The sequence below is a fragment of the Streptomyces sp. NPDC047974 genome (assembly GCF_040653375.1).
In the GTDB taxonomy this organism is placed as follows: domain Bacteria; phylum Actinomycetota; class Actinomycetes; order Streptomycetales; family Streptomycetaceae; genus Streptomyces.
On record NZ_JBEZNU010000027.1, the window covers coordinates 88,131 to 101,055 of the forward strand.

The following is a 12,925-nucleotide window of genomic DNA, read 5'->3' on the forward strand; positions in this document are numbered from 1 at the left end:
GATACCTCCCAGGGTTACGAGAAAAGGGCGCGGCCCCACCAGTCGTCCGCGTCGCGGACGCCCGGCGGGACGGCGAAGACCGCCGAACCGACGTGCTGGATGTACTCGTTGAGGGCGTCCGCCCGGGCGAGCGCGGTCTGCACCGGGACGAAGCCGGAGCGCACGTCCCGCTGGTACGCGAGGAAGAACAGGCCCGCGTCGAGGCGGCCCAGGCCGTCCGTGCCGTCGGTGAAGGAGTAGCCGCGGCGCAGCAGCATCGCGCCGCCGTTGGCGTCCGGGTGGGCGAGCCGGACGTGCGAGTCCGGCTTCATCGCCTTCAGGAACGGCTCGTCGTGCTCCTTCGCCCTGCCGACCGGCGCGCCCTCCTTCTTGTCGCGGCCGAAGATGTCCTCCTGCTCGGCGAGCGGGGTGCGGTCCCAGGTCTCGACGTTCATCCGGATCCGCCGGGCGACCAGGTACGAGCCGCCGGCCATCCAGGCGCCGCCGCCGGTGGCGTCCTTCGCGCCGACCCAGACGTGCTTGTCGAGGGCGGCGGTGTCGGTGCCGGAGACGTTCCGGGTGCCGTCCTTGAACCCGAAGAGGTTGCGGGGGGTCTGCGCGTCCGGGGTCGTCGAGGACGTCTTGCCGAAGCCCAGCTGGGACCAGCGGACCGCGACCGTGCCGAAGCCGATCCGGGCGAGGTTGCGGATCGCGTGCACCGCGACCTGCGGGTCGTCGGCGCAGGCCTGCACGCACAGGTCGCCGCCGCCGCGCGCCGGATCGAGGTTGTCGCCCGGGAACCTGGGCAGCTCCACCAGGGCCCCGGGCCGCCTGTCCTTCAGCCCGAACCGCCCGTCGAAGAGCGAGGGGCCGAAGCCGACGGTGAGGGTGAGCCGGGACGGCTTGAGGCCGAGCGCCTCGCCGGTGTCGTCCGGCGGCGCCTCCGGGATGCCGCCGTACGCGCCCTCGCCGACCTCCCGGCCGGCGGTCATCCGCTCGGCGGCCCGCGTCCACTCCTTCAGGAGCTTCACCAGCTTCTCGCGGTCGTCGGTGGTGACGTCGAAGGCGGCGAAGTGCAGCCGGTCCTGGACGGCGGTGGCGATGCCGGCCTGGTGCGGGCCGTGGAAGGGGACGGCGGCGCCACTGTCCGCGACGGGCGCGGTGGCGTCGCCGTCGCGGGTCAGCGCCACGGCGCCGCCGGCGACGGCGGCACCGAGGGCGAGACCGCCGCCCGCGGCGAGGACGGTGCGGCGGGCGGGGCCGCCTTCCGCGCCGTCCGGTCCGGGCGTCACTTGACGACCGCCGCGGCGAGCTTGGAGAGCGGCTCGGCCAGCGCGTTGACGCCGTCCGACAGCTTCTTGCGCTCGGCGTCCCCGACCTTGTCGTACGAGGTGAAGTCGTAACCGGTCTTGTCGGCGCGGTACGTGTCCAGCAGCGTGTTCAGCGCGGCGAACTGCTTGTCCAGTTCGGCGACGAGCGCGGCGTCGTTCTTCGCGGCGACCGGCTTGAGCAGGTCGAAGGACTTCTGGGCGCCCTCGACGTTGGCCTTGAAGTCGACCAGGTCGGTGTGGGAGTAGCGCTCCTCCTCGCCGGTGACCTTGCCGGTGGCGACCTCGTCGAGGAGCTCCTTGGCGCCGTTCGCCATCGAGGTGGGGGTGATCTCGGCGGTGCCGACCCGCTTCACCCAGTCCGCCAGGTCCTTGTCGAGGAGGTCGGCGAGCTGCTTCTCGCGCGGGGTGATCTTCTTGTCCTGCCAGAGCGCCTTCTCCAGGCGGTGCCAGCCGGTCCAGTCCTTCGCCGGGTCCTGGCCCTCCTCCAGGCCGTCCTCGCGGACGTCGACCTTCGGGTCGATGTCGCCGAAGGACTCGGCGACCGGCTCGGTGCGCTCCCAGCCGATGCGGGAGGGGGCGTACGCCTTCTTCGCGGCCTCCAGGTCGCCGGCGCGGACGGCGTCGGTGAAGACCTTCACCCTCGGCAGCGTCTCCTCGGCCTGGGCCTGGACGTACTGGCGGTACGCGGCGACGGCGGCGTCCATCTCGGGCGAGCGCTTCGGGGCGGTGGCGTCGCCGCCGGTGAGGGTGACGGCCTGGCGGATGCCGGCGCCGGTCATGCCGGGCTTGCACACGATGGCGTACGAGCCGGCCTTGATCTCGGCGGTGAGCGTGGCCTTGGTGCCGGGGCCGATGTTCTCGCGCTCGGTGACGATCCGGTCGTCCGGGTAGAGGACGTAGACCTCGGTGACCTTGGAGCCGCGGTTCTCCACGTTCAGCGTGACGTGGCCGGCCGGGAACTCCTTCTTCGACACCTCGCAGGAGTCGTCCTTGGCGGTGACGGTGACTCCGTCGCCGTCCGCCTTGGCGTCGCTCTTCGCGGTGCATCCGGTGACGGCGGCCAGGACGGCGGCGCCCGCCAGGGCGGTGGCGGCGGTGGTGCGGACGGCTCGCATGAGGGCTCCAGAACGGGCGATCGGACGGTGGGTTGCCGCTGAGGCGGACCTAACTTAACCGAGGCTTACCTCAGTCAAACCCCCTCGTCCAGTGACGTGACTCTCACGTCCGGCGGATCGGACACGGGGTGGTCACGGGCGCGCCATGACCGCCCCATCGCCGGGTCAAACACCGGTCAAGCAGGGTGGTTTGTGATGTTTTCACCTCATGGGGCGTCCCGGCGCGGCACGACCTGGGGGACGCCCGTCCGCGGGTGCGGGAAGACCTCCACCGGCTGCCGGTAGACCCGGCTCAGCAGCTCCTCGCCGAACACCTCGGCGGGCGGCCCGTCGGCGGCCACCCCGCCGCCGTGCACGACGCCCACCCGGTCCGCGTGCGCCGCCGCGAGCCCCAGGTCGTGCAGGACGACGACCACCGCGTCCCCGGCCGCCGCCCGCTCCCGGCAGACCCGCAGCACCAGTTCCTGGTGGCGCAGGTCGAGCGCGGCGGTCGGCTCGTCGAGCAGCAGAAGCCCGGTCCGCTGGGCCAGCACCCGGGCAAGGGCCACCCGGGCCCGCTCGCCGCCGGAGAGCGCGGAGAACGGCCGCGCGGCGAACTCCGCGACCTCGGTCGCGGCCATCGCCTCCGCCACCGCCGCCTCGTCCTCGGCCTCCCGCCCGGTGCCCGCCCACGGGGCCCGGCCCATCCGGACCACCTCCGCGACCGGGAACGGGAAGGACAGTTCGGCGGACTGCGGCAGCACCGCCCGCCGCAGCGCCAGTCCGGGCGCGCTCCATGCGCCGGCGGCCCGGCCCCCGATGCGTACCGTCCCCGCCTCGGGCGCGAGGTCCCCGGCGAGCACCGACAGCAGGGTCGACTTCCCGGCGCCGTTCGGCCCCACCAGGGCCAGCACCTCCCCGGCGCGCACCGCGATCCCGGCCCCGTCGAGCACGGCCCGCCGGCCGCGCACCACCCGCACCCCCTCCGCCTCGGCCACGAGCCCGCCGGGCTCCACCGGGGCCGGCAGCTCCCTCGTACGCCTTCCGAACACCCCGATCACGCCCAACCACCCTGCTTCCGACGGGTCCTGCGGAGCAGCCAGAAGAAGAACGGGCTGCCGATGAGGGCGGTGAGGACGCCCAGGGGGAGTTCGGCGGGGGCCGCGAGGGTGCGGGCCGCCAGATCGCCGGCGACGAGCGCCACCGCGCCGCCGAGCGCGCTGCCGGGGATCAGGAAGCGGTGCCCGGGGCCGTTCGCCATCCGCAGCACGTGCGGGACGACCAGCCCGACGAAGGTCACGATGCCGGAGACGGCGACCGCCGCCGCCGTGAGCAGCGCCACCACCAGGATCAGCGCGATCCGCAGCCGCTCCACCTCCACGCCCAGGTGCCGGGCGGGCCGTTCGCCGAGCGCGAGCAGGTCGAGCCGGCGGGCGTACAGCGGGGCGACGGCCAGGCCGAGCAGCGCGCACGGCAGCACGGCGAGCACCTTCGGCCAGGTGGCCTGCGCCAGCGAACCCAGCTGCCAGAAGGTGATCTGGCTGATCTGCGCGTTGTCCGCGAAGAAGATGAAGAGGCCGATGAGCGCGCCCGCGAAGGCGGTCACGGCGATGCCGGTGAGGATCAGGGTGACGACCTCCGTCCGGCCGCCCGAGCGGGACATCGCGTACACGGCGACCACCGTGACGAGCCCGCCCGCGAAGGCGAAGGCGGACACCGTCCAGGTGCCGAGGAAACCCGCGCCGAGCACGATCGCGCCGACCGCGCCCACGGCCGCGCCGGAGGAGACGCCGATGACGCCGGGCTCGGCGAGCGGATTGCCGAAGACGCCCTGCATCAGCGCGCCGGCGCAGCCGAGGGAGGCGCCGACCAGGAGGGCGAGGACCACCCGGGGCAGCCGGATGTTCCACAGCACGCTCTCCGCGGTCCGGTCGAGCGCGTGCCCGCCGAGCCCGGTCCGGTGCCGCACGGAGGCGAGGACGTCGCCGAGCGGGATGTCGTACGCGCCGATGCCGGCGGACACCAGGGCGAGCAGCAGCAGCGCGGCGAGCAGTCCGCAGGCGAGCAGCGCGGGGCGTCCCCGGCGCCGGGGCGCGGCCTCCCGCGCGGCCGGGAGGACGGGCCGCTCCTGGAGCGCCGTCACCGGGTGCCCCCGTACAGCTGGTCCACGAGCGAGGCGAGCACCCGGTCGGTGCGCGGCCCGTAGTTGAGCAGCACGCCGTCGTCGACGGAGACGACCCGGCGGTCGGCGCCGGCCGGGGTCTCGGCGACGCCGGGGATCTTCACCAGTCCGTCCACCCCGCCGACGGACCGGAGCCCCTTGGTCATGACGAGGATGGCGTCCGGCGCGGCCTGGGCGAGGGCCTCGCTGGTGATCGGGGTGAAGTCCTTGGTGAGCCCGGACTCCTTGCCGGCGTCGACCGCGCCGGCCGCCTCCAGGAGCGAGCTCGCCCCGGACTCCGCACCGCCGAGGAGGTAGACGGCGGCCGAGCCGCGCACGTAGAGGAAGGCCACGCGGGGCTTCTCGGTGCGGGCGGGGATCTTCTCCCGTACGGCGGCGATCCGTTCGCCGGTCCGCTCGCGCAGCCGCGCGCCGGAGGCGGGGACGCCGAGCGCGGCGGCCACGTCGTCGATGCGGTCGTCGACATCGCCGAGGTCCTTGGCCGCCGGGACGACGACGAGCGGGACGCCCGCGTCGCGGATCTGGGCGACGGCCTCGGCCGGTCCGGTGGTGGACTCGGCGAGCACGAGCGTCGGCCTGAGCGAGAGGACGCTCTCGGCGGACACGTCGTGGGCGCGGGTCACCACCGGGAGGTCCGCGGCCTGTTCGAAGGTGGCGGTGACGTCCCGGGCCACCACCCGGTCGCCGAGGCCGAGGGTGAAGACGAGCTCGCTGAGCGAGCCGCTGAGCGGCACGATCCGCTCGGCCGAGGCGACGGTGACCTGCCGGCCGTCGGCGGAGGGGACGGTGACGGGGAGCCGGGGGGAAGCGGGGGAGGAGAGCGGTTCGACCCGGTCGGGGGCGGCCTCGGCCGCCGCGCCGGGGGCGGCCTTCGGGGCGTCGCCGCCGCCGCATCCGGTCGCCGCGAGGGCGAGGGCGATTACTGCTGTCAGCGCTCCCGCGAGGCGAGTTCTGCGCACCGGACACCGTCCTGTCGTTCCGCTTCGGAGGTTCGTCACCCGGCGTTCGAGGGGAAGTGCTCCCGCCGGGACCGGATGTAGCTTAGGTTAGCCTTACCTCACCCGCTAGCCCTCGGAGGGGTGCTCCATGCTGCTGTCCAGACCCTGCCGCGCACTCGCCGCGATCCTGTTCGCGGCCCTGCTCGCCGCCCTCGTCCCGGCCGCCGCCGCCCACGCGGAGAGCCGTCCGGTGCAGGGAGGGAGGCTCGACTGGGGCATCAAATCCTCCTTCCAGGGCTACGTCACCGGGCCCATCGCGCAAGGCAGTTGGAGCCTGACCGGCGGCGCCGCCACGGTCGGCTCCCAGTACCGCTTCCACTCCGCGCAGGGCGCCTACGACCCCGCCACCGGCGCCTTCGAAGCCGCCTTCTCCGGCGGCGTCCACTTCACCGGACACCGCAAGGCCGACGGCACGAACGAGCTCGACCTCACCATCGGCCGGCCCCGGATCCGGATCCAGGGCGGCGCCGGCACCCTCTACGCCGACATGACGAGCAAGGCCAAGGGCAGCGGCGCCCTGACCGTCCGCTCCCAGGTCCCGCTGGCCACCCTGAACCTCGGCGGCGTCGACATGCGCGGCGCCACCGGCCCCGTCTCCCTCGCGAACGTCCCCACCACGCTCACCGCCCAGGGCGCGACCGCCTTCGCCGGCTACTACCCCGCGGGCACGGCGCTCGACCCGCTGAGCCTCACGGTCGACGTGCGCACGGCGACGCCTTCCGCGACGCCGTCCTCGGCGCCGCCCACGGCCTCCCCGAAGCCGAAGCCGAAGCCGCAGTCGACGGCGACGGCGACGGCGACGGCGACGGCGACGGCGGGAGCCGCGCTGCACACCGCCGCCGTCGACTGGGGCGTGCGCCGCACCTTCCGCGAGTACGTCACCGGCACCATCGCGCAGGGGAAGTGGACGCTCGCCGACGGCGCCCAGGACGGCGGAGCCCTCTTCCGCTTCCCCTCCGGCAAGGGCACGTACGACTCCGGAGCCGGCACCCTCGACGCCGCCTTCGCCGGCAGCGTCCGCTTCACCGGCACCCACCTCGACCTCACCCTCGGCCGGGTCACCGTCCGGGTGACCGGCGGCACCGGCACCCTCGCCGCCGACGTCACGAGCTCCGGGAAGACCGAGAAGGCCGTCCCCCTCGTCACCTTCACCGCCGGCCGACTCGCCCCGAAGGACGGCCTCGCCGTCGTCACCGAGGCGCCCGCCACCCTCACCGAGGGCGGCGCCCGCGCCTTCGGCGGGATGTACAAGGCGGGCACCGCGATGGACCCGGTCTCCCTCGCCGTCTCCGTCGACCAGGCCGCCGCGCTCCCGGCCCTGCCCGACCTCGGCAGCGAGCCCACCGCGGCCGCCACGCCCACCGCGCAGCCCTCGCCCTCCGCCTCCGCCGCGCCCGCGCCGGTGACCGCCGCCTCCTCCTCGGACTCCGGCACCCCCGTCGGCGTCTACGCCGGCATCGGCGGGGGCGTCCTCGCCGCCGCCGCGCTCGCCTACGCCCTCCTGCGCAGGCGCCGTGCTGCGGGGACGGCGGGGGCGACCGGGGCGGCAGGGACGGCCGAGACGCCCGAGGCGCCCGAGCCCACCGACTGACCGCCACCCCCGAAGTCCCGAAGTCCCGAAGTCCCAAGTCCTCCGCACGGGCCCGCGCAAGACGCCCGTGCGGCGGCACCCCGCACCCTCGTGCGCCCCCGTACCCCCCTTCCCGTCTAGGAGACCCCCGACATGGCCACCCGTACGCGCCGCCGCCCCGTCACTCTGGCCGCCGCCGTCACCACGGCCGCCGCCCTCGGCGCCGGCGCCCTGACGCTCGCGCTCCCCGCGGCCGCCGCCGACACCCCGGCCCCGCCCCTGCCGCTCGTGGACGGCACCCTCGACTGGGGCATCAAGCAGTCCTTCCGCAACTACCTCGCGCAGCCCTTCGCCAAGGGCAGGACGACCACGGAGGGCGGCGCGACGCAGGCCGCGGGCAACGGCGTCTTCACCTTCGTCGACGGCGCCGGCACCTACGACACGACCAGCCACGCCACCGCCACCGCCTTCAAGGGCGGCGTCCACTTCGAGGCCCACGAGGGCGTCCTGGACATCCGCATCTCGGACGTCCGGCTCAAGACCGCCGGTTCGGCCGCGCCGACCGGCGAGATCACCGCCGACGTCGTCACCAAGGAGAAGGACGGCTCCTTCACCACCCGCGACGACGTCTCCTTCGCCGCGCTCGACATGAGCGGCGTCCGGCCCGGCCAGGGCGCCGGCGGCGCGATGGTCTTCAAGGACATACCGGCCAAGCTCACCAAGGACGGCGCCGCCGCCTTCGCGGGCTTCTACAAGGAGGGCGACGCCCTCGACGCCGCCACCCTCACCGTGAAGGCCGGCTCCCGCCCGACCACCCCGCCCACCACGCCGCCGCCCACCACCACGCCGCCCACGACCCCGCCGACCACGCCCCCGACCACCTCGCCGACGACGGCCCCGACCACCCCCGCCCCCACGACGACCGCGCCGTCCCCCACCGCCACCGCCACCGCCACCGCCACGGCGACCGCGACCGCGACGGCCACCGCGACGGCGACCGAGACCGCCACCGCCGAGGAGCCGGGCGTCGTCGCCGGGCGGCTCACCTGGGGCGTCCTGGAGCGCTGGCGGGTGTACGTCTCCGAGCGCTGCGGCGGCACCGTCACCCCGGCCGCCGGTGCCGCGAAGTCCGGCTCCGCGTACGCCTTCCAGGTCGACGACGCCGAGCTCGACGCGGACGCCCGTACCCTCACCGCCTCCTTCGGCGGCCGTGTCGACTTCGTCTGCGCCGCGCACGGCATCGACTGGCGGATCGGCGGCGTGAAGCTCTCCGCGAGCGGCACCACGGGCACCCTCACCGCCGACGTCACCACCGGCTCCGGCACCAGGAAGGCCGTGCGCTTCGCCGAGCTCGACCTGACGAAGGCGGACTGGACCCCGAAGGACGAGGTCGTCACCCTCGCCGCCCTGCCCGCGAAGCTGACCGCCGACGGCGCCGCCCTCTTCGCCGCCCCCGGCGGCGCGTCCTACTACGACGCGGGCCTCGCCCTGGACCCGGTGACGGTCTCCCTCGCGCTCGACGAGGACGCCGTCCTCCCGTCCGCCGGCACCGGCACGACGGGCACCACCGGCACCACCGGCTCCACCGGCACGACCGGCACGACCGGCACGGGGACGACCGGTGCGGGCACCACCGGCGCCGGCACGGTCGGGGGCGCGGGCACGGTCGGCGGTGCCGGGACCGCCGGCGGCTCCGGCGTCCTCGCCGCCACCGGCTCCTCCGCCCCCACCGGGCTCCTGGCCGGTGCCGCCGCGCTGATCGTGGCCGCCGGCGGTGCGGTCGTCGTCGCCGCCCGCCGCCGCACCGGCACGGAGGGCTGACCGCGCCGGCAGGGCCGTACCCCGGGACGGACCGAGGTACGGCCCTGTCGCATGCCGCTGGATGGTTCAATTCCGCCATGAACACGACTGGCGAGACCGGCACCGGCACCGAGATCGACGTCCTGCGGGTCTTCTGCGCGGGCGACGGGCGCCACGGCAACGCCCTCGCGGTCGTCCGCGAGGGGCGCACCCACCCCGACGAGGCGTCCCGGCAGGCGCTCGCCAAGGAACTCGGCTTCAGCGAGACCGTGTTCGTCGACGACCCCGAGCGGGGCATCGTCGACATCTACACCCCGGGCCTGCGGCTCCCCTTCGCCGGACACCCGCTCGTCGGCACCGCCTGGCTGCTCGACCTGGAGGTGATCTGCCCGCCCGCCGGAGAGGTGTGGGTGCGCGGCGACGGCGAGTTCACCTGGATCGAGGCCCGCGCCGCGTGGGCCCCGCCGCGCACCCTGCGGCAGTACGCCTCCGCCGCCGAGGTCGACGCCCTGGAGGTGCCCGAGCCGGGGGTTGGGGTATCCCCTGGACGAAGTCCTTGGGGAGGGATCTACGCCTGGGCGTGGGAGGAGGAGGCCGCCGGACGGATCCGGGCGCGCGCCTTCCCCGGCCGCGGTGACGGCATCGACGAGGACGAGGCCACCGGCGCGGCGGCCCTGCTGCTCACCGAACGCCTCGGCCGGGCCCTGAACATCACGCAGGGCCGGGGGTCGCAGCTGCTGACCGCCCCCGGCCCTGACGGCATCGTGGAGTTGGGCGGACGGGTCCGCCTCGAAAGGACGCTGATGCGCTAGCGGCGCCGGACGTGCTCAGGCGCTCAGCGGGAACTCGCCGCCCAGCTCGCGGAAGACGGCCGTGTTGAAGGCGAAGGCCCGCTTGCACTCGTCGACGATCCGCTGCTTCTCCAGGTCGTCCGCGTTCACCCCGTCGAGGAGTTCGCGGTAGGACCGCTTGAACGCGGCCGGGTTGCCGATCGCGTCGAAGACGTAGAACCGCACGCCGTCGCCCTTGCGGTCGAAGCCCCAGGTCCGCTCGGCCTTGTCGCGGATGATCTGACCGCCCGACAGGTCACCGAGGTAGCGGGTGTAGTGGTGGGCGATGTAACCGGCCGGCCAGGTGCGGGCGCACTCGGCGACCCGCGCCGCGTACGCCTCGGTGGCCGGCAGCGCGGAGAGCCCGGCGCGCCACTCCGGGCCGCGCAGATGGGCGAGGTCCGCCTCCAGGGCGTCGGTGCGGAAGAGCTCGGGCTGTATGAAGGGCCCGGCGACCGGGTCCTCGCGCAGCGCCTCCGCGCCCTCCTCCAGGGCCCGGTACACGAACCAGAGCTGTTCCGTGTAGCGGGCGTAGGCGTCCACGCCCAGCCGTCCGCCCAGGAGGTCGCCCATGAAGGACGAGGTCTCCGCCTCCGTGTGCTGCTCGTGCGAGGCGGTGCGGATGAGGGTGGAGAAGGGCGTGTCCAAGGCGTGCCTCCGAGACCGATGGGGCGGGAACCAGTCGACCCGATTTTGCAAGGTTAGGCTTACCTAAGTCAACTGGTTTCCCGACGACCTGTCGGTAAAGGTTGTACCCCCGAGGGGGGTCAGGGCAACGTAAGGATGTCCGCTCCCGTCTCGGTGACCACGAGCGTGTGCTCGAACTGGGCGGTCCGCTTGCGGTCCTTGGTCACCACGGTCCAGCCGTCGTCCCACATGTCGTACTCGTGGGTGCCGAGCGTCAGCATCGGCTCGATCGTGAAGGTCATGCCGGGCTGGATGACGGTGGTGTGGTGGGGCGAGTCGTAGTGCGGGACGATCAGGCCGGAGTGGAACGACGTGTTGATGCCGTGCCCGGTGAAGTCCCGCACCACGCCGTAGCCGAAGCGCTTGGCGTACGACTCGATGACCCGGCCGATGATGTTGATCTGCCGGCCCGGCTTCACCGCCTTGATCGCGCGGTTCAGCGACTCCCGGGTGCGCTCGACGAGCAGCCGCGACTCCTCGTCGACGTCCCCGCAGAGGTAGGTGGCGTTGTTGTCGCCGTGGACACCGCCGATGTACGCCGTGACGTCCAGGTTCACGATGTCGCCGTCGCGCAGCACCGTGGAGTCCGGGATGCCGTGGCAGATGACCTCGTTGACCGAGGCGCACAGCGACTTGGGGAAGCCCCGGTAGCCGAGGGTCGAGGGGTAGGCGCCGTGATCGCACATGTACGCATGGGCGACCCGGTCGAGCTCGTCGGTGGTGACGCCCGGGGCGATGTGCTTGGCGGCCTCCTCCATCGCCTGCGCGGCGATGCGGCCGGCGATCCGCATCCGTTCGATCGTGTCGGAGTCCTGCACCTCGGGCCCGGTGTACGGGGTGGGGGCGGACTTCCCGACGTACTCGGGGCGGCGGATCGAGCCCGGGACGGAGCGGGTGGGGGAGAGCTCCCCCGGTACGAGAAGCGACTGGCCAGACATGTCAGCGAGTCTAACGACCGCGTCTGGGGCAGCATGGTCCCGAAGGAAGGAGCCGACGACCATGGCCCTGTTCAAGAAGCGCACGGCCGGAAAGCCGGGCGAGTGGTACTACTGCCTGGAACACAAGAAGGTCGAGGAGGGGCCCGAATGTCCGGCGAAGAACCGATTCGGCCCCTACGCCACCCGTGAGGAGGCCTCACACGCCATGGAGACCGCCCGCGAGCGGAACCTGGAGTGGGAGACCGACCCGCGCTGGCACGACGCGCCAGGCCCGGCGGAGGAGCAGGACTGACCGCACCGGGCGCGCGTCCGGGCCCGGGACGCACCCCGTCCGGGCCCGGTCACGCCGTCCCGGCCGTGGCCGCCGCCTCCTCCTGCCGGGCCTTGCGGCGCAGCGCGTCCTCGTCGGTGCCGGAGTCGTAGCGGAGCAGCTTCGGCAGGGCCAGGCAGAGCAGGCCGACCGAGGCCACGCAGGCGACGCCGCCCGCCCAGACGGCGGTACGGGTGCCGGTCCAGCCCGCCATCACGCCCGCCCGCACCTGGCCGAGCTGCGGGCCCACGCTGTACGACAGCACCTCGATGCCCGCGAGCCGGCCGCGCAGCTCCTCCGGGATCGTCTGGTTCCAGATCGTCGAGCGCCCGAGCCCGCTCAGCATGTCGCCGGCGCCCGCGAACGCCAGGCACAGCAGGACCGCCCACACGTTCCCGAACCAGCCCGCGCCCGCGATCGCGAGCCCCCAGCCGGCGGCGCCGCCGGCCACGAGCAGCCCGTGCCGCCGCACCCGGGAGGTCCAGCCGCTGGTCAGTCCGAGGACCAGTGAGCCGACGGAGCCGGCCGCGTACATGAGCCCGAGGGACCAGGGGGCGCCGAGCTCGTCCGCGAGGAAGGGGAAGACCGCGTTCGGGAAGGCGAAGACCATGGCGGCCAGGTCGATCGCGTACGTGCCCAGCAGCACCGGCCGCGACCAGGCGTACCGGGCGCCTTCCGCGATCGCCCGCAGCGACGGCTTCTCCGCGTCGTGCGCGGGCGGCGCGGGGGAGAGGCGCCGGCACATCAGCACCGAGGCGCCGAAGCCGGCGAGCGTCACCGCGTACGCCGGGGCGTGGCCCGCGTAGGCCACCACCACGCCCGCGACCGAGGGGCCCGCGATGGCCCCGATCTGCCAGCGCAGCGAGTTCAGCGCGGCCGCGGCCGTCTGCTGCTCGTGCGGCACGATCCGGGCGAGCAGCGAGTCGAGCGCGGGCCGCTGGAGCCCCGCGAGCGCGGACACGCCCGCGGCGACCACGTACAAGGGCCAGAGGAGCGGCTCGCCCAGCAGCGAGTTCAGCAGCAGGAGCAGGGAGAGCAGTCCGAGGCCGGCCTCGGTGCCGATGATCACCCGCCGCCGGTCCACCGCGTCCGCCAGCGCCCCGCCGTACAGCCCGAACACCACCAGCGGCACCAGCTCCACGGCGCCCATCGCGCCCACGGCGAGCGGCGAGTCCGTCAGCTCCTTGATCTGCAGCGGCAGCGCCA

12 protein-coding genes are annotated in these 12,925 nt (G+C 74.3%); 4 read left to right on the plus strand and 8 right to left on the minus strand.

Going from position 1 to position 12,925, the window contains the following annotated elements; all coding sequences use genetic code 11:
• Positions 1–14: 14 nt before the first annotated feature.
• The 5 genes from efeB to AB0E19_RS30475 all read right to left on the minus strand — a co-directional run bounded on the left by efeB (position 15) and on the right by AB0E19_RS30475 (position 5,545).
• Positions 15–1,271, minus strand: a complete 1,257-nt coding sequence (gene efeB / locus AB0E19_RS30455; protein ID WP_362185428.1) for an iron uptake transporter deferrochelatase/peroxidase subunit — start codon at positions 1,269–1,271, stop codon at positions 15–17.
• A complete protein-coding gene (gene efeO / locus AB0E19_RS30460) occupies positions 1,268–2,425 on the minus strand; it encodes an iron uptake system protein EfeO (RefSeq protein ID WP_362185430.1) in 1,158 nt (385 codons plus the stop codon). The genes efeB and efeO overlap by 4 nt, the downstream gene beginning before the upstream one ends.
• A 206-nt stretch (positions 2,426–2,631) precedes the next feature.
• Complete coding sequence (locus AB0E19_RS30465; protein ID WP_362185467.1) at positions 2,632–3,456, minus strand: heme ABC transporter ATP-binding protein; 825 nt, start codon at positions 3,454–3,456, stop codon at positions 2,632–2,634.
• A 5-nt stretch (positions 3,457–3,461) separates the two neighbouring features.
• Positions 3,462–4,472 (minus strand): iron ABC transporter permease, encoded by a 1,011-nt coding sequence (locus tag AB0E19_RS30470; RefSeq protein ID WP_362185470.1) that lies wholly within the window; start codon positions 4,470–4,472, stop codon positions 3,462–3,464.
• A gap of 71 nt (positions 4,473–4,543) precedes the next feature.
• The gene (locus AB0E19_RS30475) at positions 4,544–5,545 is read right to left on the minus strand and encodes an ABC transporter substrate-binding protein (protein WP_362185432.1); all 1,002 of its coding nucleotides are present in this window, start codon (positions 5,543–5,545) and stop codon (positions 4,544–4,546) included.
• Between the two features lie 127 nt (positions 5,546–5,672).
• Between AB0E19_RS30475 and AB0E19_RS30480 the strand changes: the two genes are divergently transcribed.
• The 3 genes from AB0E19_RS30480 to AB0E19_RS30490 all read left to right on the plus strand — a co-directional run bounded on the left by AB0E19_RS30480 (position 5,673) and on the right by AB0E19_RS30490 (position 9,766).
• Positions 5,673–7,175: an HtaA domain-containing protein gene (locus AB0E19_RS30480; RefSeq protein ID WP_362185434.1), complete on the plus strand. Its 1,503-nt coding sequence runs from the start codon at positions 5,673–5,675 to the stop codon at positions 7,173–7,175.
• Positions 7,176–7,307: 132 nt separating this feature from the next.
• Positions 7,308–8,975 (plus strand): HtaA domain-containing protein, encoded by a 1,668-nt coding sequence (locus AB0E19_RS30485; RefSeq protein WP_362185436.1) that lies wholly within the window; start codon positions 7,308–7,310, stop codon positions 8,973–8,975.
• Between the two features lie 77 nt (positions 8,976–9,052).
• On the plus strand, positions 9,053–9,766 hold the full coding sequence (locus AB0E19_RS30490) for a PhzF family phenazine biosynthesis protein (RefSeq protein WP_362185439.1): 714 nt from the start codon (positions 9,053–9,055) through the stop codon (positions 9,764–9,766).
• Between the two features lie 15 nt (positions 9,767–9,781).
• Here the strand turns inward: AB0E19_RS30490 and AB0E19_RS30495 are convergent, their stop codons facing one another.
• Both AB0E19_RS30495 and map read right to left on the minus strand, forming a co-directional pair.
• Positions 9,782–10,432, minus strand: coding sequence for a biliverdin-producing heme oxygenase (locus AB0E19_RS30495; protein WP_360600084.1), 651 nt, complete (start codon positions 10,430–10,432; stop codon positions 9,782–9,784).
• 119 nt (positions 10,433–10,551) lie between these two features.
• Positions 10,552–11,409: a type I methionyl aminopeptidase gene (gene map / locus AB0E19_RS30500; RefSeq protein WP_362185442.1), complete on the minus strand. Its 858-nt coding sequence runs from the start codon at positions 11,407–11,409 to the stop codon at positions 10,552–10,554.
• Positions 11,410–11,470: 61 nt separating this feature from the next.
• Here map and AB0E19_RS30505 point away from each other — a divergent pair, with 61 nt between their 5' ends.
• Positions 11,471–11,701, plus strand: coding sequence for a hypothetical protein (locus AB0E19_RS30505; protein ID WP_362185444.1), 231 nt, complete (start codon positions 11,471–11,473; stop codon positions 11,699–11,701).
• A 49-nt stretch (positions 11,702–11,750) separates the two neighbouring features.
• Here the strand turns inward: AB0E19_RS30505 and AB0E19_RS30510 are convergent.
• The coding region (locus AB0E19_RS30510; protein ID WP_362185446.1) for an MFS transporter at positions 11,751–12,925 on the minus strand (1,175 nt) is incomplete at its 5' end.